Annotated in this window: 31 protein-coding genes and 1 other RNA gene; 22 read left to right on the plus strand and 10 right to left on the minus strand. The window is 70.6% G+C overall.

All coding sequences use genetic code 11. The features are described 5' to 3' along the window. Positions 1-8: 8 nt before the first annotated feature. On the minus strand, positions 9-422 hold the full coding sequence (locus tag ACFY3L_RS10565) for a YjbQ family protein (protein WP_389321342.1): 414 nt from the start codon (positions 420-422) through the stop codon (positions 9-11). Positions 423-448: 26 nt separating this feature from the next. Continuing rightward, on the minus strand, positions 449-931 hold the full coding sequence (locus ACFY3L_RS10570; protein ID WP_389321344.1) for a hypothetical protein: 483 nt from the start codon (positions 929-931) through the stop codon (positions 449-451). Positions 932-1182: 251 nt separating this feature from the next. Between ACFY3L_RS10570 and aceE the strand changes: the two genes are divergently transcribed. The 6 genes from aceE (at position 1183) to ACFY3L_RS10600 (ending at position 7255) form a co-directional block, all read left to right on the plus strand. Continuing rightward, the gene (gene aceE, locus ACFY3L_RS10575) at positions 1183-3927 is read left to right on the plus strand and encodes a pyruvate dehydrogenase (acetyl-transferring), homodimeric type (RefSeq protein WP_389321346.1); all 2745 of its coding nucleotides are present in this window, start codon (positions 1183-1185) and stop codon (positions 3925-3927) included. A gap of 74 nt (positions 3928-4001) precedes the next feature. After that, positions 4002-4643 carry a transporter gene (locus tag ACFY3L_RS10580; protein ID WP_389321348.1) on the plus strand — a complete coding sequence of 214 codons (642 nt, stop codon included), beginning with the start codon at positions 4002-4004 and terminating at the stop codon, positions 4641-4643. Then, positions 4636-4938, plus strand: a complete 303-nt coding sequence (locus ACFY3L_RS10585) for a transcriptional regulator (RefSeq protein WP_389321350.1) — start codon at positions 4636-4638, stop codon at positions 4936-4938. Before ACFY3L_RS10580 ends, ACFY3L_RS10585 begins: the two co-directional genes overlap by 8 nt. Further along, on the plus strand, positions 4938-5813 hold the full coding sequence (locus ACFY3L_RS10590; RefSeq protein WP_389321352.1) for an ABC transporter ATP-binding protein: 876 nt from the start codon (positions 4938-4940) through the stop codon (positions 5811-5813). The genes ACFY3L_RS10585 and ACFY3L_RS10590 overlap by 1 nt, the downstream gene beginning before the upstream one ends. A gap of 2 nt (positions 5814-5815) precedes the next feature. Further along, entirely contained in the window at positions 5816-6553 is a 738-nt protein-coding gene (locus ACFY3L_RS10595; protein WP_389321354.1) for an ABC transporter permease, read from the plus strand. A 279-nt stretch (positions 6554-6832) separates the two neighbouring features. Beyond that, on the plus strand, positions 6833-7255 hold the full coding sequence (locus ACFY3L_RS10600; protein ID WP_389321356.1) for a hypothetical protein: 423 nt from the start codon (positions 6833-6835) through the stop codon (positions 7253-7255). Between the two features lie 340 nt (positions 7256-7595). On the opposite strand, the gene ACFY3L_RS10605 is transcribed toward ACFY3L_RS10600, so the two are convergent. Beyond that, entirely contained in the window at positions 7596-8234 is a 639-nt protein-coding gene (locus tag ACFY3L_RS10605; protein ID WP_389321358.1) for a bifunctional DNA primase/polymerase, read from the minus strand. Between the two features lie 193 nt (positions 8235-8427). Between ACFY3L_RS10605 and ACFY3L_RS10610 the strand changes: the two genes are divergently transcribed. From ACFY3L_RS10610 to ACFY3L_RS10630, 5 genes are read left to right on the plus strand one after another with little or no spacing between them, the layout of a single operon-like run. Then, on the plus strand, positions 8428-9660 hold the full coding sequence (locus ACFY3L_RS10610) for a helix-turn-helix domain-containing protein (protein WP_389321360.1): 1233 nt from the start codon (positions 8428-8430) through the stop codon (positions 9658-9660). Between the two features lie 24 nt (positions 9661-9684). After that, on the plus strand, positions 9685-10227 hold the full coding sequence (locus ACFY3L_RS10615) for a flavoprotein (protein WP_389321362.1): 543 nt from the start codon (positions 9685-9687) through the stop codon (positions 10225-10227). A 9-nt stretch (positions 10228-10236) separates the two neighbouring features. Beyond that, positions 10237-11091, plus strand: coding sequence for a Nif3-like dinuclear metal center hexameric protein (locus tag ACFY3L_RS10620; RefSeq protein WP_389321364.1), 855 nt, complete (start codon positions 10237-10239; stop codon positions 11089-11091). 57 nt (positions 11092-11148) lie between these two features. Beyond that, positions 11149-11889 (plus strand): zinc ribbon domain-containing protein, encoded by a 741-nt coding sequence (locus ACFY3L_RS10625; RefSeq protein WP_389321366.1) that lies wholly within the window; start codon positions 11149-11151, stop codon positions 11887-11889. Beyond that, positions 11847-13241: a bifunctional RNase H/acid phosphatase gene (locus ACFY3L_RS10630; RefSeq protein ID WP_389321368.1), complete on the plus strand. Its 1395-nt coding sequence runs from the start codon at positions 11847-11849 to the stop codon at positions 13239-13241. Before ACFY3L_RS10625 ends, ACFY3L_RS10630 begins: the two co-directional genes overlap by 43 nt. A gap of 36 nt (positions 13242-13277) precedes the next feature. Here ACFY3L_RS10630 and ACFY3L_RS10635 read toward each other — a convergent pair whose 3' ends face one another. After that, a complete protein-coding gene (locus ACFY3L_RS10635; protein ID WP_389321370.1) occupies positions 13278-14045 on the minus strand; it encodes a sulfite exporter TauE/SafE family protein in 768 nt (255 codons plus the stop codon). A gap of 29 nt (positions 14046-14074) precedes the next feature. Here ACFY3L_RS10635 and rnpB point away from each other — a divergent pair. The 6 genes from rnpB to ACFY3L_RS10665 all read left to right on the plus strand — a co-directional run bounded on the left by rnpB (position 14075) and on the right by ACFY3L_RS10665 (position 19997). Next, positions 14075-14444, plus strand: an RNA gene (gene rnpB, locus ACFY3L_RS10640) — RNase P RNA component class A. Positions 14445-14627: 183 nt separating this feature from the next. Then, complete coding sequence (locus tag ACFY3L_RS10645) at positions 14628-15170, plus strand: hypothetical protein (RefSeq protein ID WP_389321372.1); 543 nt, start codon at positions 14628-14630, stop codon at positions 15168-15170. A gap of 628 nt (positions 15171-15798) precedes the next feature. Beyond that, positions 15799-16272 (plus strand): DUF1707 and DUF4190 domain-containing protein, encoded by a 474-nt coding sequence (locus ACFY3L_RS10650; protein WP_389321374.1) that lies wholly within the window; start codon positions 15799-15801, stop codon positions 16270-16272. A 205-nt stretch (positions 16273-16477) separates the two neighbouring features. Further along, on the plus strand, positions 16478-18292 hold the full coding sequence (locus ACFY3L_RS10655) for an IS481 family transposase (protein ID WP_389322580.1): 1815 nt from the start codon (positions 16478-16480) through the stop codon (positions 18290-18292). Between the two features lie 5 nt (positions 18293-18297). Further along, complete coding sequence (locus ACFY3L_RS10660) at positions 18298-18678, plus strand: hypothetical protein (RefSeq protein ID WP_389321376.1); 381 nt, start codon at positions 18298-18300, stop codon at positions 18676-18678. A 257-nt stretch (positions 18679-18935) separates the two neighbouring features. Further along, entirely contained in the window at positions 18936-19997 is a 1062-nt protein-coding gene (locus ACFY3L_RS10665; protein WP_389321378.1) for a DUF4238 domain-containing protein, read from the plus strand. Positions 19998-20012: 15 nt separating this feature from the next. On the opposite strand, the gene cutA is transcribed toward ACFY3L_RS10665, so the two are convergent. Further along, positions 20013-20306 (minus strand): divalent-cation tolerance protein CutA, encoded by a 294-nt coding sequence (cutA, locus tag ACFY3L_RS10670; protein WP_389321380.1) that lies wholly within the window; start codon positions 20304-20306, stop codon positions 20013-20015. Here cutA and ACFY3L_RS10675 point away from each other — a divergent pair. The 4 genes from ACFY3L_RS10675 to ACFY3L_RS10690 all read left to right on the plus strand — a co-directional run bounded on the left by ACFY3L_RS10675 (position 20238) and on the right by ACFY3L_RS10690 (position 22518). Continuing rightward, complete coding sequence (locus ACFY3L_RS10675) at positions 20238-20663, plus strand: tyrosine-type recombinase/integrase (RefSeq protein ID WP_389321382.1); 426 nt, start codon at positions 20238-20240, stop codon at positions 20661-20663. The genes cutA and ACFY3L_RS10675 overlap by 69 nt on opposite strands. Positions 20664-21068: 405 nt before the next feature. Further along, on the plus strand, positions 21069-21539 hold the full coding sequence (locus ACFY3L_RS10680) for a sigma-70 family RNA polymerase sigma factor (protein ID WP_389321384.1): 471 nt from the start codon (positions 21069-21071) through the stop codon (positions 21537-21539). Then, positions 21532-22026, plus strand: a complete 495-nt coding sequence (locus tag ACFY3L_RS10685) for a hypothetical protein (protein WP_389321386.1) — start codon at positions 21532-21534, stop codon at positions 22024-22026. The genes ACFY3L_RS10680 and ACFY3L_RS10685 overlap by 8 nt, the downstream gene beginning before the upstream one ends. A gap of 48 nt (positions 22027-22074) precedes the next feature. Then, complete coding sequence (locus ACFY3L_RS10690) at positions 22075-22518, plus strand: pyridoxamine 5'-phosphate oxidase family protein (RefSeq protein WP_389321388.1); 444 nt, start codon at positions 22075-22077, stop codon at positions 22516-22518. Here ACFY3L_RS10690 and ACFY3L_RS10695 read toward each other — a convergent pair. From ACFY3L_RS10695 to ACFY3L_RS10710, 4 genes are all read right to left on the minus strand, one after another. After that, positions 22502-23152 carry a hypothetical protein gene (locus ACFY3L_RS10695; protein ID WP_389321390.1) on the minus strand — a complete coding sequence of 217 codons (651 nt, stop codon included), beginning with the start codon at positions 23150-23152 and terminating at the stop codon, positions 22502-22504. The two genes, ACFY3L_RS10690 and ACFY3L_RS10695, sit on opposite strands and share 17 nt — an antisense overlap. A gap of 65 nt (positions 23153-23217) precedes the next feature. Then, positions 23218-23997, minus strand: a complete 780-nt coding sequence (locus ACFY3L_RS10700) for an inositol monophosphatase family protein (RefSeq protein ID WP_389321392.1) — start codon at positions 23995-23997, stop codon at positions 23218-23220. Beyond that, complete coding sequence (gene aroA / locus ACFY3L_RS10705; protein WP_389321394.1) at positions 23994-25274, minus strand: 3-phosphoshikimate 1-carboxyvinyltransferase; 1281 nt, start codon at positions 25272-25274, stop codon at positions 23994-23996. The genes ACFY3L_RS10700 and aroA overlap by 4 nt, the downstream gene beginning before the upstream one ends. Positions 25275-25325: 51 nt before the next feature. After that, positions 25326-25709 (minus strand): hypothetical protein, encoded by a 384-nt coding sequence (locus tag ACFY3L_RS10710; RefSeq protein WP_389321396.1) that lies wholly within the window; start codon positions 25707-25709, stop codon positions 25326-25328. A 365-nt stretch (positions 25710-26074) separates the two neighbouring features. Between ACFY3L_RS10710 and ACFY3L_RS10715 the strand changes: the two genes are divergently transcribed. Next, complete coding sequence (locus tag ACFY3L_RS10715) at positions 26075-26272, plus strand: hypothetical protein (protein WP_389321398.1); 198 nt, start codon at positions 26075-26077, stop codon at positions 26270-26272. Here ACFY3L_RS10715 and ACFY3L_RS10720 read toward each other — a convergent pair. Then, positions 26269-26795 (minus strand): hypothetical protein (locus tag ACFY3L_RS10720; protein WP_389321400.1); only part of this gene is annotated, 527 nt, incomplete at its 5' end. The two genes, ACFY3L_RS10715 and ACFY3L_RS10720, sit on opposite strands and share 4 nt — an antisense overlap.

Genomic DNA, 26795 nt, shown 5'->3' on the forward strand with positions numbered 1-26795 from the left:
TGCGGTACTCATCCCCGCAGGAGGCTGAAGCGGACCTGGCGGGTGGCGTTGTCGCCGTTCGGGTCGACCAGGCAGATCGACTGCCAGGTGCCCAGCGCGATCCGCCCGCCGACGACCGGCAGCGTCGCGTACGGCGCGACGAACGCCGGCATGACGTGGTCGCGGCCGTGGCCGGGTGAGCCGTGCCGGTGCCGCCAGCGGTCGTCGGCCGGCAGCACGTCATCGAGGGCGCGCAACAGGTCGTCGTCGCTGCCCGCGCCGGTCTCGATGATCGCGACGCCGGCGGTCGCGTGCGGGACGAACACGTGCAGCAGCCCGTCGCCGTCCGGCGCGTGCGCGGCGACGAACCGCGACGCCTCGTCGGTGATGTCGCGCACCACGGGCCGGGAGCCGGTGCGCACGGTGATGACTTCGGAGTGCATGAGCGACAGTGTGGCAGCCGGTCGTCTCAGAAGCTGGAGGAGGACGACCCGGAGTCCGAGGACGAGGACGAGGACCCAGAGTCCGACGAGGACGAGGAGCCGGAGTCGCTGGACGACGAGCCGGAGTCGCTGGACGACCAGGACGACCCGGAGTCCGAGGAGGACCACGACGAGCCGGAGTCATGCGAGTGGGAGTGGGAGTGCCCGTGGTCCATGCTGTGCCCCCAGCCGTGGACGTGGCTGTCGTGGGAGCCGTGGTGCCCGCCTGACGGGCCGGCGCCGCCGCCGTCCGGGGTCCAGTCGGGCCCGATCGGATCCGAGCCGAAGGGGAACGAGGACGACGACGGGCGGCCCGGCCGGAGCCCGCCGCCGGGCGGGGTGTTGATGGCGGCGCCGGCGGCGCGCACCGCCCGGCGCAGGACGAACGTGATGACGACGACCACCGTGGTGATCGAGGCGGCGACGCAGAGGATGGGGACCAGCAGCCACCAGGCGGAGTTGTCGGACACGCCCGGACCGTAGCCGATCCGGACGCGCGGTACGGTCGATCAGTCACGGTTTTGTCACCCAGAAGTTACCCGTCGGTATCGTGTCGCGCGTCGCAGTTGACGCCCCGTAGACGTGACGGATTGCACTGAGGGCAGGCAGGATGGGACATGGGCTCACACATTGCCCCAACCCGAACACCCAGCGGCCATCCCGACCGGCCACCACCGTTCTACCTCGGCGGCGACCGGCCCTACACCTAGAAGGAACGCCTGTGTCCACCGAACGCAAGCGCCCAGTGATCAGCGACGGCCTGCCGAGTCAACTGCCGGACATCGACCCGGAGGAGACCACCGAGTGGGTCGAGTCGCTGGACGGAGTGATCGACGAGCGCGGCACGAAGCGCGCCCGGTACGTGATGCTGCGCCTGCTGGAGCGCGCGCGGGAGCGACAGGTCGGCGTGCCCCCGCTCACGACCACCGACTACATCAACACGATCACGCCGGAGCGTGAGCCCTGGTTCCCCGGCGACGAGCACGTGGAGCGGCGCATCCGCGCCTACATCCGGTGGAACGCGGCGATGCTCGTGCAGCGCGCCCAGCGCCCCGACGTGGGTGTCGGCGGTCACATCTCCACCTTCGCCAGCGCTGCCAGCCTGTACGAGGTCGGCTTCAACCACTTCTTCCGGGGCAAGGACCACCCGGGCGGCGGCGACCAGATCTTCTTCCAGGGCCACGCCTCGCCGGGCATGTACGCGCGCGCGTTCATGGAGGGCCGCCTGAGCGAGCAGCAGCTCGACGGGTTCCGCCAGGAGCTGTCGCACGGCGGCATGGGCAAGGGCCTGCCCAGCTACCCGCACCCGCGGCTGATGCCGAACTTCTGGGAGTTCCCGACCGTCTCGATGGGCCTGGGCGGCATCAACGCGATCTACCAGGCACGGTTCAACCGGTACCTGCACAACCGCGGCTTCAAGGACACCAGCCAGCAGCACGTATGGGCGTTCCTCGGCGACGGCGAGATGGACGAGCCGGAGTCGATCGGCGCGATCGGCGTCGCCGCCCGCGAGGAGCTGGACAACCTCACGTTCGTCATCAACTGCAACCTGCAGCGCCTCGACGGCCCGGTCCGCGGCAACGGCAAGGTCATGCAGGAGCTCGAGGCGTTCTTCCGCGGCGCCGGCTGGAACGTGATCAAGGTCGTCTGGGGCCGGGAGTGGGACCCGCTGCTGGCCGCCGACACCGACGGCGCGCTGGTCAACCTGATGAACGTCACCCCGGACGGCGACTACCAGACCTACAAGGCAGAGTCCGGCGCGTACGTGCGGGAGCACTTCTTCGGCCGCGACCCGCGCACGCGCAAGATGGTCGAGCACCTGTCCGACGACGAGATCTGGAACCTCAAGCGCGGCGGCCACGACTACCGCAAGCTGTACGCGGCGTACAAGGCTGCCACCGAGCACACCGGCCAGCCGACGGTCATCCTGGCCAAGACGATCAAGGGCTGGACGCTCGGCTCGCACTTCGAGGGCCGCAACGCGACCCACCAGATGAAGAAGCTGACGCTGCAGGACGTCAAGGACTTCCGCGACCGGCTGTACCTGGACATCCCGGACAGCGCGATCGGCGACAACCCGTACGCGGTGCCGTACTACCGGCCCGACGAGAAGTCCGACGAGATGCAGTACATGCGCGAGCGCCGGGCGCAGCTGGGCGGCCCGGTGCCGAACCGGCGGACCACCCACGTGCCGCTGCAGCTGCCGCAGTCGTCGGTGTACGGCGACATCAAGCGCGGCTCCGGCAAGCAGAAGGTCGCCACCACGATGGCGTTCGTCCGCATGCTCAAGGACCTGATGCGCGACAAGGGGATGGGGCGGCGCTGGGTGCCGGTCATCCCCGACGAGGCCCGCACGTTCGGCATGGACTCGCTCTTCCCGACCGCGAAGATCTACTCGCCGCACGGGCAGAACTACACGCCGGTCGACCGGGAGCTGTTCCTGAGCTACCGGGAGTCCACCAGCGGGCAGATCCTGCACGAGGGCATCAACGAGGCCGGCTCGGTCGCCTCGTTCACCGCCGCGGCGACCAGCTACGCCACCCACGGCGAGCCGATCATCCCGGTCTACATCTTCTACTCGATGTTCGGCTTCCAGCGCACCGCGGACGGCATCTGGGCGGCCGCCGACCAGATGTCGCGCGGCTTCCTGCTGGGCGCCACCGCGGGCCGCACCACGCTCAACGGTGAGGGCCTGCAGCACGAGGACGGTCACTCGCTGCTCATCGCGGCGACGAACCCGGCCGTGGTGGCCTACGACCCGGCGTTCGGCTACGAGATCGCGCACATCACCGAGAACGCGGTCAACCGGATGTACGGCGAGAAGCCCGAAGACCTCATCTACTACCTGACGGTCTACAACGAGCCGATCTTCCAGCCGGCCGAGCCCGCGGGGCTGGACGTGCAGGGCGTGCTCAAGGGCCTCTACAAGTACCTGCCGGCACCGGTGCAGGAGGGCCCGAAGGCGCAGATCCTCGCCTCCGGCACCGGCATGCAGTGGGCGCTGAAGGCGCAGAAGCTGCTCGCCGAGGACTGGGGCGTGGCCGCCGACGTGTGGTCCGCGACGTCGTGGACCGAGCTGCGCCGCGACGCGATCCTCGCCGAGGAGCACAACCTGCTGCACCCGGCCGACGAGCCGCGGGTGCCGTACATCACCCAGGCGCTGCAGGATGCCGAGGGTCCGGTCATCGCGGTCTCCGACTTCATGCGGGCCGTGCCGGACCTGATCGCCCGCTGGGTGCCCACCGACTACACGTCGCTCGGCACCGACGGCTTCGGTCTGTCCGACACCCGGCACGCGCTGCGCCGGCACTTCCACGTCGACGCCGAGTCGGTCGTGGTCGCCACGCTGCGCCAGCTCGCCCGCCGCGGCGAGGTGCCCGCGTCGGCCGCCGCTGACGCGGCGAAGAAGTACGCGATCGACGACGTCAACGCCGCCCCGGTGGGGGAGACCGGCGGCGACTCGTAACGACCGCGAGGAGAGAGGGCTCGATCGAGCCCTCTCTCTTTTGGCCAACAGGTTTGTGGCGTAAAGTAGTTTGCATGACCCCGGTCGATGACGATGCGCCGCCCGCCTCGCCGGCGGACTCCCTCGCTCTCATCCAGCAGGAGCGCACGGCCGTCACCAGCACCATCACCCTCAACCCGCTCGTCTACTACCTGCCGTGGGGCCTCGCCTGGCTGGTCGGTTACGGGCTGCTGTTCCTGCGGTTCGGCCCCGGCGGCCGGGTCTTCCTCGACCTGCCCGACTGGCTGCCGCTCGTCGTGTTGTTCGCGGCGATGGCGGGCGCGATGGCGAGCACCCTCGTGGCGTCGGTCCGGCGCGGCCGCGGCGTCGAGGGGCGCTCGTCGTGGCAGGGCACGGCATACGGGATCGCGTGGTTCCTCGCGTTCGCCGGCGTCGGGTCCACCACCGGGCGCTTCGTCCGCTTCCTGCCGCAGGACGAGCAGGGACTGCTGTGGGCCTGCGTCTCCGTCGGCACCGTCGCCGTCATGTACATGGCGGGCGCGGCCATCTGGCTGTCGCGCGAGATGTTCGTCCTCGGCGCCTGGCTCACCGTCATCAACATCGCCGGCGTCGCCCTCGGCCCCGGCTGGCACTCGCTGCTGATCTCCCTCGGCGGGGGCGGCGGCCTGTGCCTGCTCAGCGCGGTGCTGCACCTGCGGAACCGGCGACATGGCTGAGCTCGACCCCGTGATCCACGCCCAGGCGAGGCTGCGCATCATGGCCGCGCTGTCCGGGCTGCCCGACGGCGACCGGATGACCTTCCCGCGCCTGCAGGAGCTGCTCGACATGACGGCCGGGAACCTGTCGGTCCACCTGACGAAGCTCGAGCAGGCCGGCTATGTCGACCTGGTCAAGTCCTTCCGCGGCCGCACCCCGACGACCTCGGCCGCCCTCAGCACCCGCGGCCGGGTCGCCTTCGACGACTACACGGCCGCCGTCCGTGCCCTCCTGGACCCGAGGACGGAGTCCTGATGCTTCTCGCCCGCACCGTCGACGTCACCCGGCGCTACGGCACCGGTGCCAGCGCCCGGGTCGCCCTCGACGGCGTCAGCCTCGACATCCCCGCCGGGGGTGTGATCGGCCTGCTCGGCCCCAACGGCGCCGGCAAGTCGACGCTCGTCAACCTCCTCGTCGGCCTGCGCCGCCCGACCAGCGGCACCGTCGAGCTCTTCGGCGGCGACCCCCGCGACCCGGCGAGCCGCCGCCGGATCGGGGTCACCCCGCAGGAGACCGGCCTGCCCGCGACGCTGCGGGTGCGCGAGTGCGTCGCGTTCGTCGCGGCCCACTTCGCCGACCCGGTCCCCACCGGCGAGCTCCTGGAGGGGTTCGGCCTGGCGGAGATCGCCGGCCGGCAGACGGGCGGCCTGTCCGGCGGCCAGAAGCGCCGTCTCGCCGTCGCGCTCGCCTTCGCCGGCCGCCCCGACCTGGTGTTCCTGGACGAGCCGACGACCGGCCTCGACGTGCAGGCGCGGCGCGACCTGTGGGACCACATCCGGGCGTTCGGGCGCACCGGCACGGTCGTGCTGACCAGCCACTATCTGGAGGAGATCGAGGCGCTCGCCGACCGGGTGGTGGTCATCGGCGGCGGCCGGGTCCTGGCCGACGACACCGTGGCCGCGATCCGCGGGATGGTCGGCATCCACCGGGTGAGCATGGACAGCACGGCGCTGCCCGACCTGGCGGGCGTCGTCGGGATCGAGCAGGGCGCGGACGGCCGCACCTCGCTGCTCACCGCCGACCCCGACCAGCTCGTGCGGGACCTCGTCACCAAGGGCGTGCCGTTCCGCGGCCTGCAGGTCCGGCCCACCAGCCTCGAAGAGGCATTCCTGACCCTGACGGGACGCTGATCATGTCGCTCGCACTGACCCATGCCCGGTTCCGCGTCCTGGAGACCGCCCGCATCCCCGTCGCCGTCGTCGGCGGGGCGTTCTTCCCGGCCGCGTCGATGCTGTTCTTCGTCGTGCCGTTCGCCGGGGACGACGCGGCCGGTGCCACCTACGCGACCGCCTCGATGGTCATGTTCGCGGTGATGACCAGCTCGCTGTTCACCTACGGCGTCGGCGTCGCCGAGGATCGCGCGCAGCCGTGGGACCCCTACAGCCGCACCCTGCCGGCCGGGCCCGCCGCCGCGTTCACCGGGCGGGTCCTGTCCGGGCTCACGTTCACGCTCCTGTCGCTGATTCCGGTCGTCATCATCGGTGCGGCGCTGACCGCCGCGACCGCATCCCCGGTGCAATTGCTGCTCGCGATCGGCGCGGTCGGGCTCGGCGCCCTGCCGTTCACGTTCATGGGCCTGGCGATCGGCTATTCCCTGCCGACGAAGGCCGCTCTCGCCGTCGCGCAGATCATCTTCTTTCCGCTCGCGTTCGGCGGCGGGCTGCTGTCGGCGCCCGGCCACGCGCCCGGGTTCGTCGAGACGGTCGCGCCCTACCTGCCGACCCGCGGCGCCGCCGAGCTGCTCTGGGCGGCGGTCGGCGACTTCACGGTGTCGGCCACCTCGATGGCTTCGCTGGCCGTCTGGACGGTCGCGGCGGCGGGCCTCGCGGCCTGGGCGCACCGCCGCGACGAGGGAGCCCGCTTCAACTGATCCGCACTCCGGCGCCCACCGATCGGCAACGAAAAGCCGATTGGGGGGCGCCGATGTTTGTCGCAAAAGCGCCCACCGGATCTTTTCTGGTCACTACCCTGGAGCTGGGCGGCGGCAGTCACCGGCGGTGGAATTCAACGAACCGTTCGACCGGACGCGCCGTTTCTCCGATCGCGGATGAATCCTTTCTACGGGGAACATGAAATGTATCTTTGGTACCGCGACCAGGCGGTGCGCGTCCCGTTGTCCTTGACGAGAGCACGGGCGGGGGTGGCGAGGGTGACGGGGGCGGTGACGGCCGTGGCGCAGCCGGACGCGGTCGGGCTCGTCGTGGCGTACCTGCGCGCCCAGCACCACCTGTCCGACACGACCCTGGTGACCTCACGCCCGGCCGACCTCGGCAGCGATCTGCCGGTCCTGCTTGTGGAGGCGGTGGGGGAGCCGGTCCGCTCGCGCCTGCCGTGGGCGCGTCAGGTCCGCCGGCGGATCGGGCTGCAGGCGTGGGCCGCCCCCGACCGGGTAGAGGCGGTCGTCTATGGTGCGCTGACGGCACTGCTCGCGGCGCGCGGCGTCCGGTTGCCCGAGGGCGGCAGGATCATCCGGGTCGACCCGGCCGCCGAGCCGGCCGAGGTGCCCGACCGGAATGCGGGCGACGGCGTCCGCCGGGTGGTGGCCACCGTCGACGTCCTGGCGGGTTACTGATCGATTGAGTAGATCAACACTCAGGTTTGAGTAGGTATTCACGCAACCCTTGAGTAACCCACTCGTAGGACAAGGGTCGACGTAGGGCTACACCAGCGCTACGTTGGGCAGCGGCATGAATTCTGCACGTGAATTTTTTCCGAAGCCTAGCGCGCCCATCGACCCCCGCCGCTCGGTTGATGTCCCGCGCGCGAACGGCGGCGGCCGCCGTGCCGGTGGTCACGGCCGTCCGCGCATCGACGGCGCTGCCCGGTCGTACGTGGGCGGCGACGGCGACCCGGGCGCGGGGCGCGGCAACGGCCGGTCCCCCCGAGAGGACCGGCCGTCGGCTGTGGTGGGCTCAGGCGGCGGTGCGCCAGGTGCCCCGCTGTCCCGCGGTCGCCAAGGGTCCCGCCCCGATCGCGTCGACCATGAGGGCCTGCACGGCGTAGGGCTCCGCCGGCTGCCAGCCGTGCGACTCCGGGGGCAGCTCCCAGCGCACCCGCCCGCCGAACTGCGGGCTCGGCGCCGCCGGCACCCACGATCCCTGTCCGTGCAGGACCACGCCGGGCTGCTGGGCCAGCTCAGGCAGCAGCCCGTGCCCGGGCAGCACCAGGAAGGACCAGCGGTCACCCTGACCCTTCTGCTGGGCCACCATGACCGGCCCGCGCGCCGCGACGAAGCCGTCGCCGAGCAGCGCGGCCCGGCCCAGCGCGCCGGGGACCTCCAGGACGTCGAAGGCGTACCCGGTCGGGAACAGGACGCTGTAGGGGTGCACGCGCCACCACTCGGCGACGGCCGCCGGCGAGCGGCTCGGCGTGTTCGCGGCGGGGTGGCACGCCACGGTGCGGCAGCCGGCCTGGCCACAGTCGAAGCGGCGCTCGTTGGCGTGCCGGCCCGCGTGCCGGCCGGCCAGGTAGGCGCCGGGCAGCACGTGCCAGCCGTGTTCGGCGTACCGGATGGCCGCTTTGCGGAGTTTGGCGCGTTCCCAGGACCGCATGTGCTCCTCCTAGCAGCGGGGATCACTCGAAAGTGCGCACAGAACCACGTCGCGTCACCGGACGCCGTGTACGTCGTTGGCATTGGCAACGGGGACTGCAACTTGCACATCGGAACGTATGAGCATGGACGCCGGACGAACCGCACAAAAGGTGCGATGTCGGCCGAGCGGGTGACCTCCGGAGGTGAGCGGCGTGGATGAGCTGCCGATCGGGCGGCGCGTGGCCTACTGGCGGAACCGGCGCAAGATGTCCCAACAGGTCTTCGCGGACCGGCTCGGGAAGTCGAAGAGCTGGGTCGACAAGGTCGAGCGCGGCGTGCGGCGCCTGGACAAGTTCTCGGTGGTCTACGAGATCGCCGACGTGCTCCAGCTCGACGTCCAGATCCTGCTGGGCAAGGACCCCGAGCGGCGCCCCGACAGCATCAACTGCGTCGACCAGGTCGAGGTCGAGGAGATCCGCGCCGCGCTGGAGCGCTACGACCAGATCAGCGCCTTCTTCTACGCGCCGCCCGAGCCGCCGCCCCTCGCGGAGATGCGCAAGGCCGTCACCCACGCGTGGCTGAGCTACCAGCACGCGAAGTACGGCATGCTCGCCCGCACCCTGCCCCGCCTGCTGCGGGAGGCCCAGGCCGCCGACACCGCCTACGCCGACGGCGGGCAGGGCCGCGAGGCCGCCCACCTGCTCGGGCAGGTCTACCAGATCGCCTCCTCGGCGCTGCGCAAGCTCGGCGAGCACGAGCTGGCCTGGCTCGCCGCCGACCGGTCGATCGCGGTGTCGCAGCGCGCCGACGACCAGCTCCTCGCCGGCGCCGCCACCACCAGGGTCGCCCTCGCCCTGCTCGCCCTCGGCCGCTCCCGCCCGGCGCTGGAGATCAACGTCAACATCGCCAACCGGCTCGCCCCCGGCTCCGGCGGCAACGACTGCGCGCCGGAGCGCCTGTCGGTCTACGGGATGCTGCTGCTGCAGGGTGCGATGGCCGCCGCCCGCATCGGCGACGGGGCCACCGTCCGCGACCTGCTCGGCGGGGCGGAGGAGGCGGCCCGCGGGCTCGACGGCGACCACAACTACTACTGGTCCAGCTTCGGGCCGACGAACGTGAAGCTGCACCGCGCCGCCGCCGCCGTCGAACTCGGCGAGGGGCGCCACGCGGTCGAGGTGCACGAGTCGCTGGACCTGGAGGCGTTCCACGCGCTGCTGCCGGAGCGCCGCGCGCACCACTACCTCGACCAGGCCCGCGCCCACGCCATCCTCGGCGACATCGAACTGGCCAGCGAGATGCTCCTGGAGGGCGACCGTCTCGCCCCCTCGGAGATCCGCTGCCGCCCCCTGGCCAGGGAGGTGCTCAGCGACGTCCTGCGGCGCACCCGGGGCACCCCGTCCGCGCCGGTCGCGGAACTCGCCGAGCACATGAGCGTGGGGGTGTAGGGGGCGGAGTAGCACAATGCCCGCATGGCCGGTCATGTCCTGTACGCCGTGATGTGCGGATCGCCTGTCACGCAGCACGCCAGCAAGCTGGTGTCGCTCGCCCAGGCGAAAGGCTGGGAGGTCTGCGTGGTCGCCACGCCGGACGCTCTCAAGTGGCTCGACATCCCGAGCCTCATCGCCCAGACCGGTCATCCCGTCCGGCACCGGTACAAATACCCAGGAGACCCCGACATCCTCCCGCAGGCCGAAGCCATGATCGTGGCTCCGGCCACCGTCAACACGATCAACAAGTGGGCCGCGGGCATCGCCGACACCCTGGCCCTCGGCCTCGTCGTCGAAGGGCTCGGCATGGGCCTGCCGATCGTCACGGTGCCCTTCACCAACGCCGCCATGGCGCGGCACCCCGCGTTCGGCGAGTCGATCGACAAGCTGCGCTCCTGGGGTGTCACCGTCCTCTACGGCCCCGACGTCCTGCCGCTGCATCCACCGGGCACGGGCGAGCGGATCACGGACCGCTTTCCCTGGCATCTGCCTGTCGAGGCGCTCGGCCCTCCGCGGGTGGAGTAACGTCGCGCCGTGCTAGTCGCCGAACTCGTCGAACTCATCGAGCAGCGCTACCCGACCTCGTGGGCCGAAAGCTGGGACCGGGTCGGTTTCGTCCTCGGCGAACCCACCGCCCAGGTCACCAAGGTCCTCCTGGCGGTCGACTGCGACCCGAGAACGGTCGAGGAGGCGGTGGCGGAGGGCGCGGACCTCATGTTCACCCACCACCCGCTGCTGCTGCGCGGCGTGTCCAGCGTCGCGCCCACCACGTACAAGGGCGGCATCGTCCACAGGATGATCAAGGCGGGAATCGCCCTGTACACCGCCCACACCAACGGCGACGTCGCCAACCCCGGGGTGTCCGACGCGCTCGCCGCGCGGCTCGGGCTCCTCGACGTCCGCCCGCTCGTCCCGGTCGCCGACACCGGCCGCGGCCACGGGCGCATCGGCCGGCTGCCATCTGCGATGGCGCTGTCGGACCTGGCGGCGCTCGTGTCGTCGGCGGTGGGTGGTGTACGAGTGGCGGGCGCCCCGACCGGCACGATCCGCACCGTGGCCGTGTCGGGGGGTGCCGGCGACGCGTTCCTGGCCGACGCGGCGCGGGCCGGCGTTGACGCATACTTGACTGCGGATCTGCGCCACCACCCGGCGCACGAGCACCTCGCGGACGGCGGCCCCGCGCTGCTGGACGTCTCGCACTGGGCGTCGGAGCGGCCCTGGCTCGACGACGTGGCGGCGTTCCTGCGGCAGGAGGCCGGCGTGCAGACCGTCGTGTCCGATGTGGACACGTCACCGTGGACGTTCGGCGTGGCCGCGGCCCCGCGGCCGGCCACCGGCGCTCCGGCTCCCGGCGATCAGGCTTCCGGAGCTCCGGCGACCGGCGACTAGGCTTCCGGGAGTTTCGGCTACCGGCGATTCCATCGGCGTTTTGGAGGACGGCAACCCGTGAAGGCTGACCCAGAGGCTCAGCGCCGCCTGCTCGACCTGCAGGCGATCGACATCGCGCTCACCCAGCTCGCGCACAAGCGCAAGTCACTGCCCGAGCACGCCGAGCTCGACCGGCTGGCCCGCGAACTGTCCACGATGGAGGACGAGCGCGTCCGCGCCCAGGTCGCCGTCGACGACCTCGACCGCGACATCAGCCGCCTCGAGCGCGACGCCGAGCAGGTCCGCGCCCGCAAGGACAAGGACCAGGCGCGGCTCGACGCCGGCACCGGCCCCGCCCGCGAGCTGGAGGCCCTGCAGCACGAGATCGCCACGCTCAAGCGGCGCCAGGGCGAGCTGGAGGACGCCGAGCTGGAGCTGATGGAGCAGAGGGAGACCGCGCAGGCCGCCCTCGACGAGATCGCCGGCCGGCTCACCGAGACCCGCTCCGTGCGGGCCGCCACCGAGCAGCGCCGCGACGAGGCCCTGGCCGGGATCGCCAAGGACGAGGAGTTCCGCCGCTCCGGCCGCAAGCCCCTCGCCGCGGACCTCCCCGCCGACCTCATCACCCTGTACGACAAGATCCGCGAGTCCAGCGGTGGCATCGGCGCCGCCATGCTCCGCCACGGCCGCTGCGAGGGCTGCCGCCTGGAGCTCGCCGGCGGCGACAAGGCCCGCGTCAAGGCCGCCGCCGCCGACGAGGTCGTCCGCTGCGAAGAATGCCGGCGCATCCTCGTCCGGACCGCGGAGTCCGGCCTGTGAAGGTCACGATCGAGGCCGACGGCGGGTCCAGGGGCAACCCCGGGCCCGCCGGCTACGGCGCGGTCGTGCGCTCCACCACCGGCGAGGTCCTCGCCGAACGCCTCGGCCGGCTCGGCGTCACCACCAACAACGTCGCCGAGTACACCGGCCTCATCGAGGGCCTCCGCGCCGCCGCCGAGCTCGGCGCCGACGAGGTCGAGGTCCGCATGGACTCGAAGCTGGTCGTCGAGCAGATGTCGGGCCGCTGGCAGATCAAGCACCCCGGCCTGGTCCCGCTGGCGGCGGAGGCGGGCGACCTGGCCCGCTCGTTCCGCTCGGTCCGCTACTCGTGGATCCCTCGCGAGCGGAACAAGCATGCCGACCGCCTGGCGAACGCCGCCATGGACGGTGCCTCGGCCCCTCCCGCCGCCGCCCCTGGTCCCGCTGCCGGTCCTGGCTCCGCTGTGGTTGATGCCGCTCCGGTCGCGGGGCCCGACTCCCCGGGCCGCGCGGCCGCCCGCGCCGTCGCCGCCGCCGCGGGCTCGTCTTCCGCTGCGGGCCGGTCTGCCGCTGCGGGTCCGTCTTCGTCTCTGGGCTCGTCTGTGTCTGCGGGCTCGTCTGTGTCTGCGGGTCCGCCTGCGTCTCCGGGCTCGTCTTCGTCTGCGGGCGCTTTGGTGGATGCGGGGGACGCCGATGCCGCGCCGGCGGAGGCCGTGGTCCGGTCATGGGCGCCGCCGTCGACCGGGTCACCGTTGCGGATGCTGCTCGTCAGGCACGGCGAGACGTCGTACACCGCCGAGAAGCGCTACTCGGGGCGCAGCGACATCCCGCTGTCCGACCGCGGCCGCGACCAGGCCGTGTGGGCCGCCGGACGGATCCGGGACCTCGCCCCCGACCTCGCCGCCGTGGTCAGCTCGCCGCTGCGGCGGTGCCTGGAGACCGCGGCCGCCGTGCGTGACCTGGTCGGCGGCGAGGTCGAGATCGTCACCGACCAGGATCTCGTCGAGTGCGACTTCGGCGAGTGGGACGGGCTGACGTTCGCCGAGGTGCGGGCCGCGTACCCGGCCGAGCTCGACCGCTGGCTCGCCTCGCCCATGGTCGCGCCGCCCGGCGGGGAGTCGCTGCAGCAGGTCACCATCCGGGTGCGGCGGGCGGTGCGGCGGCTGCAGCAGCAGTACGCGGGGCAGCGGATCGCCGTCGTCAGCCACGTGACCCCGATCAAGTCGATGCTGCGCGACGCCCTCGCCGCCGGCGACGCGTTCATGTACCGCCTGTACCTGGACCCCGCCGGCCTCTCGATCGTCGACTCATGGCCTGACGGAGGGGTCGCGGTGCGTACCGTCAACGACACCGCACACCTGGGCCGGCACTGAGGGCGCTCCGTCCTTGTGCCGCATCCTGACCATGCGTCAGGTCATCGCCCGGTACAGCAGGATCAGGCCGACACTGGTGCCGAACGCCACGATCAGCCACTTCAGCACCGCGGACGGCAGCCGCCGGGCGAGGCGGGCGCCCGCGTAGCCGCCGAGCATCGCGGTCGGCGCCACCACCAGCACGTCCAGCCACTCGACCGGCCCGAACAGCGCGAACACGCAGACCGTCACCAGGCCGCCGATGGCGGACACGACGTTCTTCAGCGCGCTGATCTTGGCCATGGACTGGTCGAGCACCAGACCCAGCGCCGCGACCAGCATGACGCCGAGCGCGGCGCCGAAGTAGCCGCCGTACAGCGAACCGGCGAACACCATCGCGTGCAGGCTCAGCGTCCTGCGCGCCGGCGACATGTCCCGCGGGTTGCCGACCAGCCTGCGCAGCCGGTCCTGGAACGCAAGGGTGGTGGTCGCCGCCAGTACCAGGAACGGCACCACCAGGTCGAACGCCCTCGCCGGCGTGATCAGCAGCAGCGCACACCCCAGCGCCGCGGCCACCACCGCCGTCGGCACGATGGCCAGCACCGTCCGCCGCGGCAGGTCACCGAGGTCCATCCGGCTGCCGTACACCGAAGCGGTGTACCCGGGGAACACCGACACCGAGTTGGTCACGTTCGCCGCCACCGGGCTCAGCCCTGTCGCGATCAGCGCCGGAAACGTGATCAGCGACCCGCCGCCGGCGATCGCGTTGACCGTGCCGGCGGCCAGCCCGGCCCCGGACAGGAGCGCGATGTCTGCAAGGTTCATGGTGCGCCTACCATAGTCATCACGACGGACGAGTCGACCGGGCGGCCGCGTCGGCACCTTCACCGGTGTCGCCGAGGAACGTCCGGGCTCCACAGGGCAGGGTGGTTGTTAACGGCAACCCGGGGCGACCCGCGGGACAGTGCCACAGAGAACAGACCGCCCGGCCTCTCGGGGCCGGGTAAGGGTGAAACGGTGGGGTAAGAGCCCACCAGCGCCCCGGGCGACCGGGGCGGCTAGGTAAACCCCACTCGGAGCAAGGTCAGACGCAGGCGTTCGAGGGCGGCCCGCCCGAGCCTGCGGGTAGACCGCTGGAGCCTGCCGGCAACGGCAGGCCGAGATGGATGGCCGCCCCCGCCCCTCCGGGCGGGACAGAACCCGGCGTACAGGTCGACTCGTCCGTCGCCTGCTGTTCACGGCCGTTCTCATAGCCGCTGAGCTGGTATTTCGTACGTCAGTACTGGTCGACATCGGTCAATGCTGACGGTCGTTCGACGGCCCAGCGACGGCCCAGACGGCCCAGAGACGGCCCAGGGGAGTGCGCGGCAGAGGTCGGTGCGGTCGGGAAGCGGCTACCCTGCGTGAGTGCTGTATCCACTCTGGAACTACTACCCGCGCAACGTCCGACCGCCGGAGTGGGTCGACAGTTTGCTGTCCGTGGTTCGTGAGGGCGAACCTGCCATCTCTACGGTCAGCGCTCGTAGCGGACTCACGAGTGACGGTGTTCTCCGCGAGCTCTCCAGCGGCCTGCGTGACCTCGGCTACGCGGTCGAATCCGGGAAGACGTCCGTGGGAAAGATCCGCAGACCGGTACTGTTCGGCGACAACGGACAGGCCGAGGTCTCGTACGAAATCGATGCATTTCACGATGGACACGGCATCGTGGTCGAAGTTGAAGCCGGTCGGGGAGCTCGTGGCAACGCTGTCTACCGAGACATCGTTCGTACCAGCCTCATCCTGGATGCGAGGTACCTCGTCGTCATGCTGCCGATCGCGTATCGCCACCAGAGCGGCGAGCGCGAGGTATCGGTTGCAGCGTTCAGCGCCGCACGCGATCAGTTCAACGCGATCTTTGCGAGCCAGCGGTTGCGGCTGCCTTTCGAGGGCGTGTTGGTGGTCGGATACTGAACGCTCTGAACTGGCGAACTCTTCGTCCCGAATTAGGTCCACCTGGTTGATCTACCTGGGACCGACGACGTTCTCGCTGCTCAATGTGCTTGTGGCTGTCGGTCTCGGATGGAGCTTCGAGCGGTCGATTGCAGGCTTGTCTCCCCGGCGTCTCCCAGCCGCCATCGACGCTCGTGCTGTCACCGGCTGCTTCCGCAGCATGCTTCGGACCCGGAGAGGCTTCCCGTTGCGCAGGCTCCGCCCGGACATGCTGTGCCGGTGGGGCGCCATCACGTACGGACCGCACCGTTGCCCTCGGACGCTGGCGCCCTGCCGGTGCGGCATGGCAGCCCTCGGTGCGCAACGGGAGGACTCGGAGCCCACCCCGGGCTTCCCGGCCCGCCGCAGTCCAGGGCGCGCAGCCCTGGCCGCCGGAGGCACGCCCCGGGTCGTAGGGCCGGAGGCCCTGCCCGCCGGAGGCATGATGCGCGCCGTGATGCGAGGGCGCGGCCTTCGCCGGCGCGGCCGTTACTGCCTTTGGGTAAGTCCCGGGTCACACGGAACCAGGCCTCGGCCATTGCCGCTGCGGCTTGTTGAGACCATCCTGCCGGCGGAAGCATGGGGTGCGCGGTCCTTGTACCGTCTGGACATGTATCCCGCGCACTGGATCCGGGTGTCGGACGCGGACCGCGAGTCTGTCGTCGCACACCTCACCGCGGCGGTCGCTGAAGGGCGGCTGACGCTAGAGGAGTTCAGCGAGCGGTCGCAACTGGCGTACGCCTCCCGTACATGGGGTGAGTTGGCCCACCTGGTAGGTGACCTGCCCGCACCGCCCATCGCGGACACGAGGCCGACGGCTGCGGTCTCCACGGCGGCTGGGCAGGCCAGCAAGCTGCCGTTGGCCGCGCTGATCGTCGGGATCACCTCTATCCCTCTGACCTCTTGCGCAGGCCTGGGCGGCGTCGCTGGATTGGTGGCGATCGTTCTCGGGGTTGTCGCGCTACGCAATGGCGGCCAGGGGGTGCCCGGTCAACGCGGCATGGCCCTCGCGGGCTTGCTTTGCGGATTGGCCGGTGTACTGCTTCAGGGTGCGGCGATCGCGCTCTTCGTCTTCCTCGAATAGGTCAGCTCGTCCGCCAGAGCCCGGCGTCACCGCAAGTCTGTGACGCCGGGCTTCGCCGTGTCCGCGCGAGCGGCCCGCCAGGGCCGCCTTGAAGACGTATGGAAAGTTCTCACCACTGGAAGGACCCGAGAGGTGTCGTACTCCGCTTGATCCGTTACAGGTTGACTTCACTTGATGGGTGACACTCCGCCGAGTGCTGGTGGAGTTGACCATGACGGAACAGCGGTATCGCGCCGTGTTGGAAGTGGAAGCCGGGGTGCCGGTGACCGAGGTGGCCGAGCGGTTCGGGGTGTCGCGGCAGGCGGTGCACCGGTGGTTGGGCTGGTACCGAACGTTGGGCTTGGAGGGTCTGGCTGACGGGTCGCATCGGCCGCATGCGCATCCGGCGCAGACGTCGCCGGAGATGGAGGCGGCGATCTGTGAGCTGCGTCGTCAGCATCCGCGGTGGGGGCAGCGGCGCATCGAGTTCGAGCTGGGCCGCAACGGCTGTCCCGGCCCGGTCCCGTCGCTGAGCACGATCTATCGGGTGCTGGTGCGGCACGGCCTGGTCGACGCGCAGCCTCGTGGTCGTCGCCGGCAGGGCTACACCCGCTGGCAGCGGGACCGGCCGATGGAGTTGTGGCAGATGGGCATCGTCGGCGGGATCATGCTGGCCGATGGCAGCGAGGCGAAGGTGATCACCGGGGTGGATGACCATTCCCGCTACTGCGTGATCGCCACGGTGGTGCGCCGGGCCACCGGCCGGGCGGTGTGTCTGGCGTTCGCGGCGGCGTTGCGCCGTTTCGGCATCCCGGAGGAGGTGCTCACCGATAACGGCAAGCAGTTCACCGGCCGGTTCACCAAACCTCGCCCGGGTGAAGTGTTGTTCGAGCGGATCTGCCGGGAGAACGGCATTATCGCCCGTAACACCAAGCCCCGCTCACCCACCACGACGGGCAAGGTGCAGCGGTTCCACCAGACCCTGCAACGCGAACTGCTCGACGCCGTGCCGGTGTGGCCGAGCCTGGAGGCGGCGCAGGCCGCGATCGACGCCTTCTACCAGGAGTACAACACCGACCGGCCGCACCAGGCGTTGGGCATGGCGTTTCCCGCTGACCGGTTCGTCCCGCGCCCAGATCAGGCAGAGCTGCCACTGCGCATTCCCGCATCGCTGGCCGCTGCATCCACTGATGAGCCTGCGCCGTCAGTGATGTCGAGCGTGCCGGCGACCTCGGCCTCGCCGGTGCCGCCGCTGGTCATGTCGGCTAACGGTGTCGACCCGGTCAACCTGGCCGTGCAGCTGACCAGGGTCGTCCCGGCCTCGGGCAATCTCGGCGTGTGCGGCCAGCAGTTCTGGCTCGGCCCCGCTTATGCCGGCACCACCATCATGCTGTGGGCCGACGCGACCGTCGTGCACCTGCTCAAGGACGATGTGAGGCTCAAGACGGTGCCGTCCCGGCTGACCCCCGCCCACCTGCGGCAGCTGCTCGCCGACGGTGGTCAACCCGCTGGCCCACCAGCGCTACCGGCCGCACCTGTCCAGCGTGGTGCAGCAGTGGAGGTGGACCGGCTGGTCAACGCCACCGGCCTGATCAGCCTGGCCGGCCGTCAACACCCGATCGGCAGCCACTTCGCCGGGCGGCGCGTCACTGTCCGCCTCGACCAAGCCCTGATGCAGATCACCGACCAGGGTGTGCTGTTGCGCAGCCTGCCCAACCCGCTAACGCCCACCGACATGGCTCGTATCCGCGACGCCCGCCCGGCCGGGCCAGCCCCGGCACCATCGGCCGATCCGCTACGGGTCGACCGGCGCATCAGCAGCCGCGGCACCCTCGTCATCGCCGGTCAGAAGATCCATGTCGGTATCCGCCACGCCGGCCGAACCGTCACCGTCGAAGCAGCCGACACCACCTACCGCGTCTATGACGAGAACAGCCTGATCAGTGAAGTGGCGCGCACCACCACCAAGCCGATCGCCCGATTCAAAGCCCGCAAACCGGAGTCACCTCGCCGCCGCCCCGACGCCGGTGTGAGAACGTGACCTGCATGACCGGACCCAACCGGCCCACCGAACCGCCGAGGCCGACCATGGCCACGGCGTTTCCCGACGCGACCGCCCGGGTCGTTGCCGTTCTCCGCGAGATGGGTCACAGCGACCTCGCCGATGCACTTCCAGCACAACACTTCTACGGTCGTTGCCACTGCAAGCCCGGATGCACGTTCGTCTTGACCGCCCCGCCGGGCAGCTCAGGCAGCCTCATGATCTGGCTCGAAGTCTCCGGCGAGACCGTCGGCGAAGCCAGCCTCGATCCCGAAGGTCAGACCATCACCGACCTCGACATCAGCGATCCCACGACACTCGGCATCCCGCCGAACTGGCTCGAACACGGCCTGTCGTCTCTCGCCCCGAACGCAGAAGGCCGCTAATCTAGCGAAGATCGTCTAGCCGGAGCTGTCACGCATCATCTGACGCTGATCCGTAACGGATCAACTGGAGCCCGACAGCCGTTCTTTCGGCAGTGCGTTGCGACGTGGTCGCGCCTATTTGTTTGTGCCTACTTGAGATCCCTGGGGCGCAAAGGGCGATTATTCGCTATCAGACGTGCGCTCCCGCGCTGTAGGATCCGCCGTTGAAGTAGTCCGGTACCGGTCCGGGCTTCGCATCGCGACGGAGCGTCAACGGCATGATGAACGAGGAGTGGCCTCTTCCTGGGGACCCGAACGGCAGTGTCGGATGGCGCCACCACTTGGTTCCGCGATTTTACCTAGAAGGCTGGTCCAGCAGGCAGCGACAAATAGTCATGGTTACCAAACCTGACTGGGAAAGAACTCCTCCAACCGACATTACGAACGCAGGTACCGAACGGGACTTTTACACCGCAGTCGACAAGGACGGCGATTTTAGCGGGCACATCGACCATGCCTTGCAATATGTCGAGGACGAGGCCAGCGATGCGCTGCGGCGCTTGCTCAATCCCGTCTTCGGAGTGTTTCCGCCGCCGCCAGATGACAAGCACGCTGTCGCCACGTTCATGGCATTTCAGTACGTCCGTGGTCGTAAGTCACGCAAGTCTGTTGAACTGCATGCGGACTTTTTGGCGCGGTTCGAATTTGCGGGAATGGACGAGACAGCGATTCGCGAGAGACTGCGTCGCAACGGTGTGGAGCCAACGCCGGATGTGGTGCGAGAGTCCTTGGAGTTTGTCGAAAACCTGGATGAGTACACGATCGTTCCTGACCCGAATGAGCACCTCAGAATGATGGGTTCTCATGCTTGGGAGATTTATAAAGTGCTGCTTCGCCGTCACTGGTATTTGGCGAAGTTCGCAGATCCCCTTCTTCTCACATGTGATGAGCCGGTTGCGCTCTACAAAGCGAATCCCAGCAAGTTTAGCGGGTACGGGTTTCTTAATGCAGATGAGGTGTGGTTGCCTCTAACGCCCCGTCACCTGCTGGTGCTGGCATCCGAGCGGCGTTTGCCAGAAGGGTCCGTCATCGACGCTGACCCGAGTACGGCGGAGACGGTGAATCGAGTCCTGGTGCATAACGCCTACAAGTACGTTTTCTTGCACCCCGACTACGACGTCCTGCCCGCAGACCTCCCGTCGGATGGCCCGCTTTATCAGGTACATGCCCCTGGACTCGCATTTGCGGATCGGTACAATGCGCCGCTTGGGGACCGGCAAACTGGGCGACGGCGCGGCGTAAAACGAAAGAACGCGGATCGGCAGGCGAAACAGCGATGAATCCGCTGCTCGGCGTCAGTGGGCGTCGTTCGTCTCGTCGAGTATCCATTGTAAATATTCCGGATTTCTGAACGCTATTGGTGTAGCGACAACACAGGGCACTTCGTACGGGTGCTCACGGTTCGTTCGGTCGATGATGTGCTGAACGAGGGACGTCCGAGTGTGAAGCATAACGCGGGCTTCATGCTTATCGAAGATCTCGCCGTTCCACCTGTAGATGGATCGGATCGCCTCGACGGTATGACCGGACGAGCACGGGCGCACCTCACCCTCTGCGCACCGGTCCCGGTCTCCCTGCCGTGGGAGCACCCGATCACCGGCAGCCCGACCACCGTCCGGCTGGTGTTCACTACCACCCGCCGCAACGCGATCAACCGAGGCCACTTCAACCACGAGATCTGGCACCTGGCGCTGCTCGCGGCGGGCATCGAACCGACCCGGGCGACCGGCATGCACGCCCTGCGGCACTCCTACGCCTCCGCGCTGCTCGACGGCGGGGAGAGCATCAAGACGCTCGCGGCGTACCTGGGCCACAACGACCCGGCCTTCACACTGCGCGTCTACACCCACCTGATGCCTTCCAGCGACCGGCGGGCACGAAATGTCATCGACAACCTGTACCAGGCGGCCGGCCGCGTCCCGGCGACGTCCCAGGAAGAGGCGTAGGGTGCATATCCGCAGGTCAGCGCGTTGTTGCCCGGCAAGACCCGGCGTACAGGTCGACTCGTCCGTCTGTACCCCCCACCGCTCCGCGGCGGGGCCCCGGCGGGGGTTCCCACCCGAACCCCCATGCGCCGCCGCGGCGGCGCACTGCCGGCGCGCTGAGCGCGCGGCAGGACCTGCGCGTCCCGCGCGCCATCGCCGCCGGCCCGTCTGGTCGCGTCGCTCGCCCCATGCGGTGCTGCTTTCGTCGTCCTCGCGGTGGCGCTGCGGAGGCTGGCGAGGTCTGCGTGGGGCTCGAACCAGGCGCCTGCGTCGAAGCTCGGCGAGGAAAAGTCGGGTGTGGCTGGAACCGTTCGGTGGGCTCGGGGGTGACAGGAGTATGGGCGCGGTTCCACCAGTCGCGATGCGGTGTCCGAGCTGTACGCGGCCAGCTTCGCGAGGCTCGTCGGTGTGGTGGCGCTGGTCGCCGGTGGGAGGGCCGAGGCCGAGGAGTGCGTCCAGGAGGCGTTCGTGCGGCTGCTCGGGCGGTGGGAGCACGTGTCCCGGCTCGAGTCGCCGGAGGTGTGGGTGCGGACCGTGGCCATCAGGCTGGTGGCGAACCGGCGGCGCAACGCGCGGAATGCGCTGCGGGCGCTGCTGCGGCACGGGCCGCCGGCGGACGCGTCGACGCCGGGTGGGGACCGGGTGGATCTCACGGCGGCGCTGCGGCGGCTGCCGGTCGGGCAGCGGCAGGTGGTCGTCATGCACCACCTGCTCGGGTACGGCGTCGAGCAGATCGCCGAGCTGCTGGACGTCGCGCCCGGGACGGTGAAGTCGCGGTTGAGCCGGGCCCGGAGCGCGCTCGCGGGGCTGCTGAGAGAGGAAGAGTCCAATGTCTGAGCTCAGGGACCTGCTGGCGGCGGAGGCGAAGCGGCACGAGCCGGGGCAGCCGCCGGCGTTCGACGAGGTGGTGCGGCAGCGGCGGCGGCGGGACCGGCGCCACCTCGCCGTCGTGGGCGTGGTCGTGGCGGTGGCGCTGGGAGCGACGGTCGGACCCACGCTGTGGAGGCAGCGGCAACAGCCGGCTTCCGCGCCTCGAGCGGTCGTCACCGGGTCGCTGCTGATGGTCGGCGGGCCGATGCCGGGGCGTTCGCACGCCACCGCCGGGACGGTGTGGTTCGACGCGGCCGACGGCACGACCACGAGCACCACCGCGACGGCCGACGGACGGTTCAGCATCAGGGTCGCGCCGGGGCAGTACACCGCCACGGGAGACCCCGGTTTCTCGCACTCGGACGGCCGCGTGGACCGGTGCTTCGCCAAGGCACCCGTCGTTGTCCCGCCGGAGGGACTGCATGACGTACAGGTGCTGTGTCAGATGCGCTGAGGTGCCGCGGATACTGAGGGGACCGGAGAACCAGCAGGGGGAGCGGCGATGACAGCACCGGCGGCGCGGAGCACCGAGCAGCGCGTGGCGGACACGTTGCGGCGGCTGGAGGAGGACGTCGACGCGTGGGTGGCGACGGCGTCGGCGGAGGGGGAGCCGTGCATGGTGCCGCTGTCGTTCCTGTGGGACGGGGCGACGCTGCTGTTCTCCACGGCGGCCGGCAACCCGACGGCGCGCAACCTCAAGGCCAACGGCCGGGCCCGCGTCGGCGTGGGGCCGACGCGGGACGTGGTGCTCATCGAGTGTGCCGTGGAGACCGTGCCGGCCGGTGACCTGACGGACGGCACGAAGGACGCGTTCGCCGAGAAGACGGGCTTCCGGCCGGGGAAGGGCTACGTGTACTTCCGGATGACGCCGCTGTGGGTGCAGGCGTGGCGCGAGGCCAACGAGCTGACCGGCCGCGAGCTCCCCGGCCTCACGCCACCGAGGTGAGCGCCAGCTGCTCCCACGGGCCCGCGCTCGTGCCGTTGCCGCGGACCATGTTGACGTAGCTGCCGGTCATGTCGACGCGGATGCTGACCCAGCCCTTCGTGGACTGGTTGCGCAGGTAGTAGACGCCGGCGTCGGACCACACCTCGAAGATCTCCCAGACGCCCGGCCACTCGCCGCGCCCGCGCATCATGCCGCGGAGGTTGCCGCTGTACCCGTATTCGGCGGTCACGAGGTAGCCGGAGCTGGCCTGGATGTAGATGGTGTCGGTCCTGCCGTTGTAGGCGCAGAGGCGGAAGTGCTCCCACGTGCCCAGCGCGCCGGCCGTGGCGCGGGCCCGCAGCATGTTGTGGCTGCTGCCGGTGTACCCCTGCTCCTCCGAGACGTAGCGGGCCGCGCGGTAGCTGTAGATGTAGAACCGCTGGCAGATCGAGGCGCCCGGGATGCCGACCGGCCCGAGGGCGTTCGCCTGCACCCCGCCGCCGAGGTCCAGCGGCGTGCGCTTCAACCCTCGCGTGGCGGGATCGTCGTCGGCCGTCGTCTCGGCGACCGGGGCGGGCCCGGCGTGCGCCGGCACCGGCACCAGTAACGCGAGGAGGACAACGGCAGCGGACAGCAACCCCCGGGCACAGCGCACAGCGACTCCAAAGCGTGATTGAGAACGACCCCGCCGGAAATGCTGGACGAATGCATCGATGAGTGTCAAGACCCGTCGAAAAGCTTCAGGGTAGCGGCGTGCAAAGTGGCGCTCCGTGCGAAAAGTGACGGCCCGGGACCGGGTTCCGGCCGGCCGTGGAGGCCGCTGTACCGCCCGCCGGCCTCTCGTACGATCAGCGACGTCGCCGCGAAGTCCCAGATCTGTCCCCGGGTCTGCACGCACAGGTCGAGCCGCCCGTCGGCGACGAGCAGCGCCGCGTGCACCGGCCACGGCTCCTTGCGCGCCACGGCGGTCAGCGGCTCCAGCATCGCCCGGTCGGGACGGAAGACGTAGTCGTCGGGGATGACGCCGAGCGTCGCCCCCTCGGGCGTCTCGGCGCCGGCGGGCGCCACGTGCAGGCGGCGGCCCTCGTCCTCGCCGATGCGGCCCTGGAACGCCCCCGCGCCACGCGAGGCCCACCAGATGGTGCCCTGCGCCGGGACGGCGGCGACCCCCGCGACGATCTCGCCGTCCACCTCCAGGGCGACGAGCACGAGCCAGCGGTCGTCGCCGGCGACGAACATCGCGGTGCCGTCGATCGGGTCGATGATCCAGCGACGGCCGCCGGTGCCGGTGAGCCCGCCCTCCTCGCCGAGGACCGCGTCGCCGGGGCGCGCCTCGGCGAGCACGGCCCGGATCGCGGCCTCGACGGCGCGGTCGGCCTCGGTGACGACGCTGCCGTCGGCCTTGACCTCCTTCGGCAGCTCGGCGAGGGCGGCGAAGTAGCGCATGCCGACCTCGGCCCCGGCGAGCGCGGCCCGCCGGGCGAGGAGAAGGTCGCTCACAGGCGCGCCAGGTCGATGAAGTACGTCGGGTACGTCTTCGACACGCAGCGCGGGTCGCGGATCTCGATGCCGGGCACGCGCAGGCCGAGCAGCGCCAGGCTCATCGCCATCCGGTGGTCGTCGTACGTGTGGAACGCCGTCGGCGCGGGCGTCCCCGGGTGGACCGTGAAGCCGTCCTCGTCCTCGACCGCGTCGATGCCGGCGCGGCGCAGCTCGGTGACGACCGCGGCGATCCGGTCGGTCTCCTTCTTGCGGATGAAGCCGATGCCGCGCACGCGCGTGGGGGAGTCGGCGAACACCGCGACCGCCGCCAGGGTCTGCGCGGTGTCGGAGATGTCGGCCATGTCGACGTCGATGCCGCGCAGCGTGCCGGTGCCCGTGACGGTGACCCGGTCGGCGGTCCGCTCGACCCGCGCGCCCATCTGCTCCAGGAGGTCCGCGAAGCGCACGTCGCCCTGCAGGCTGCTGGTGCCGAGCCCCTCGACGGTGACCCGGCCCCCGGTGATCGCGGCGGCGGCGAGCACGTAGGACGCGGCGCTCGCGTCGGGCTCGATCGCATAGTCCGTCGCCCGGTACCCGCCCGGGCGCACGTGCAGGCCGTCGACGGTGACCCCGAACGCGGCCATGACGGCGGTGGTCGCCTCGACGTAGGGCACCGAGACCAGCGGCGAGGTGAGCTCCACCGACAGCCCGTCGGACATCAGCGGACCGGCCATCAGCAGCCCGGACAGGAACTGGCTCGACAGGTGGCCCGGCACCGCGACCTTCCCGCCGGCGACCGGCCCCGTCACCGCGACCGGCAGGAACCCTGGCCCGGCCTCGGAAAGGTCCTCCACCGTCGCGCCGAGCTCGCGCAGCGCGTCGGTCAGCGGGCCGAACGGCCGTGCCCGCAGCTGCGGGGCACCGTCCACCACGCTGCGCGCCGGGCGCAACGCCGCCGCCGGCACCACGAACCTGCCGGTGGTGCCCGACTGGCGGGCGTCGATGCTCGCCGACGTGGTCTGCGTACGCGGGTCGACGCCGTCGACGACGACCGTGTGCGCGGCCTCGTCGACGGTCAGCGTCGCGCCGAGCGCCCGCACGGCGCCGAGCATCGCGTGCGTGTCGTCGGCGAACAGCACCCCGGTCAGCGTGCTGCGCCCCGGCGCGAGCGCCGCGCAGATCAGCGCCCGGTTGGTGATGCTCTTGGAGCCCGGTGGCCGCAGCGACACGTCGGGCGGCGCGGTCAGCGGCGTGATGGCAAGGACGTCCGGCAGGTCATCGGCATGGAGGCTCACCCCTCGATTGTCCAGCAGCCCGCGGCCGCACCGCGGGGCAACCCCACCCCGTCAGCGTTTGCGCATCTCGTACGAGCCGTCGCCGGCCGGGTCCAGCGGCACGGTGTCGCCGAGGATGCCGGCGGCGTCGGCCGAGACGCGCAGCCGCCCGGGTCCGGCGAGGTCGGCGAGGCGGGTCGCGGTGGCCACCACGGGTCCGGTCAGTCGCTCTTCGCCATCAGTTGTCCCGCCGGTGTGCAGGCCGAACCGGACCATGGTCATGGCGCGCGGCCGCAGGTAGCCGGCGACGTCCCGTGCCGCTGCCGCGGCGTCGTCGTAGAGCACGAGGGCGTGCCCGTCGGCGGCGAGTGCGGGGCGCCCGCCCGTCAGGGACTTCACGACGTCGCCGGGGGCGGCCGAGCCACCGATCGCGAGGACCGCTGCGTTCAGGTTCACGGCACCGAGTATCGGGGCCCCGCGGCCCCGCGTCCACCGTGGACTGTTCGCCTCCTAACGATGGTGGGAGGGTCGCCCGTCCGACTCGAATCTCGCTCCACCGAACGGCTCACCCTCGGGTGATCGTGACCACAGGCATCCGCGCTCGTCGGTGCCTGTCGCGGGCCTTCCGCCGCCGCGGGTCCTATTGCGGAATCGTTGACGCGCAAGGACTTCCGGCAACCCGATGGGTGGTTCGCGTCGACTTCCGGACGTTCTGTGGGCGTCCGCTCCCGGAGTCGGCCGGTTGCGTCTACTGTGGAATCCCAACCAGCTATTTGCCGGTTTCGGTGGCGCGTGTTTCATTTGCGGTGCACAGTGATGTCATGAGCAGCAGCGGTGCTGAGCGGTACTACTGGTGCCTTTCCCACCAACGGGTCGAGTCCGAGGCCGACATGTGCCCCGGAAGGGATCGACTCGGCCCCTATGATTCGGCGTCAGAAGCGCAGCAGGCGCTGGAAACAGTCCGGCAACGCAACGATGCGTGGGACGCCGAGGACGAACGGTGGGAAGGCAAGCACTAGCAACACGTCGGAGCCGGCGGCGACCGCGAACCGCCCCGGCACCCGGCTTCGGTCCGACCCGTCTCAATCCGCACAACCCAACCGCGAACATCCCGCAGGATGCGGGAGAACTCCTCCAGGAGGACCACGATGGCCGCAGCTAAGAAGGCCACCACGAGATCGGCCGCAACGAGCGCGGCCACGACAACTCCCGCAGCGGACGCTGCACTGTCCGCGACCCCCGCCAGGGCCGCGAAGACCGTTGCCGCCGCTGCTCCCCGCCGGCGCGGGACCAGCTCTGCGGTGGCCCAGCCCACCGCCACCACCCCGTCGGCCACGTCCGAGGTTTCCACGGCGGCGACGCCCGCTGCGGCTGCGCCGAGGTCCACGAAGGCGGCGCGCCCCGCCGCCAAGCGGGCCGCCGCGACGAAGGCGACCCCGGCCGCTTCCAAGGCTACCGCCACCGGCACCGCCACCACGGCTACTGCCGCGAAGTCCCCGGCCACGAAGTCCCCGGCAGCGAAGTCGGCGGCGGCGAAGTCGG

Origin of the sequence: Dactylosporangium sp. NPDC000521 (assembly GCF_042898305.1) — a bacterium.
Lineage (GTDB): Bacteria > Actinomycetota > Actinomycetes > Mycobacteriales > Micromonosporaceae > Dactylosporangium.